The 1,133-nt window shown below is 61.5% G+C and carries 1 protein-coding gene; it reads right to left on the bottom strand.

What is annotated here, in order from left to right; translation table 11 throughout:
- Positions 1-24: 24 nt before the first annotated feature.
- Entirely contained in the window at positions 25-1,050 is a 1,026-nt protein-coding gene (locus CRI93_RS14960; RefSeq protein WP_098063532.1) for an IS630 family transposase, read from the bottom strand.
- Between the last annotated feature and the right edge of the window lie 83 nt (positions 1,051-1,133).

Below are 1,133 nucleotides of genomic sequence, written 5' to 3'. Positions count from 1 at the left end.
ATTAAGTAGGTCGACAGAACAACATTACTCGTAACCGATGCCGGCGGTGCGGAGTGCCTGTTGCGGCGAGAGGGTCTGGAAGTACTGGCGACAGCTTTCTCGAAGCGCCTCGAGGCTCCGCTCCAGGCACGCTGCCACCTGTTCTTTGAGTTCCCGCCAGAGGTCCTCCATCGGGTTCGCTTCCGGGGCCCGCTTCGGCAGCCGAAGCGTCTCGAAGCGACCCAGGTCCTCGATGAAGTCCTGGACCTGCTTCGAGGTGTGCCACGAGGCCTGATCCCAGATGAGGAGCACCTTCCCGGTCGTTTGCGACCGGACCTGTTTCAAAAACTCGATCGTATGATCGGAGACCTCGCGGTCGAAGGCCTCGGTGTAAGTCTCTCCAGTGCAGATATCTAGCGCCCCGTAGAGGGCAAAGTCGCCGTTTTGCTCCGGTACCCAGACCGCCCGCTGCTCCCCGACCGGTTGCCACATGCGCCGCAGCGGAGGGAAGCGTTTCACCTCCGTCTCGTCGGCGAAGAGCACGATGGTCTCCGGACCCACCCGTCCGATCCGCTCAGCGAGCTCGGCTAGACGCTCCTCGTAATCGGGGCCTTTGCGGAGGCTCCGCCGGGGCCGGGTCCAGCTGTACTCCAAGCGCTTCAGCGCCTCTCGCACCGTCTCCGGGTGAACATCAACGCCAAGTTCCCGCTCCAGATACTCCGCGATGCGTGGCGTTGTCCAACGCGAGGCATTCTCGCCCTCCTCGGTCGGATCCGTCTGGAGTAGCTTCTCGATCTCGCGTTCGACCTCGTCGTCGATCTTGCGCGGGCGGCCCTCGCGCTCCCGGTCAAACAGGCCTTCGGGGCCTTCCTCATCGAAGCGATCCATCCACTTGTAGACGGTTGGGTGCGTCACGTCATGTAGATCGGCGATGTCGAAGGCCGAGAGACCGCGATCGGATAACAGCATCATATGCGCCCGCATCGCCACGCGACCGACCTCCTCGCGTTTGATGCGTTTTAGTTCGGACCGCTCTTCGTCCGACGGTTGACGTATCGTTCGGTGAGACATGAGACTGTGGCTCCATTCATCGGTAGCGACGCAAAACTTTCCATCGCCGGCAACCCGTAATGTTCTTTCGCTGCTCTACTTAA

This window comes from Longimonas halophila, assembly GCF_002554705.1.
Classification (GTDB): Bacteria; Bacteroidota; Rhodothermia; order Rhodothermales; family Salinibacteraceae; genus Longimonas; species Longimonas halophila.
This window is presented reverse-complemented; position numbering and strand designations above follow the sequence as displayed.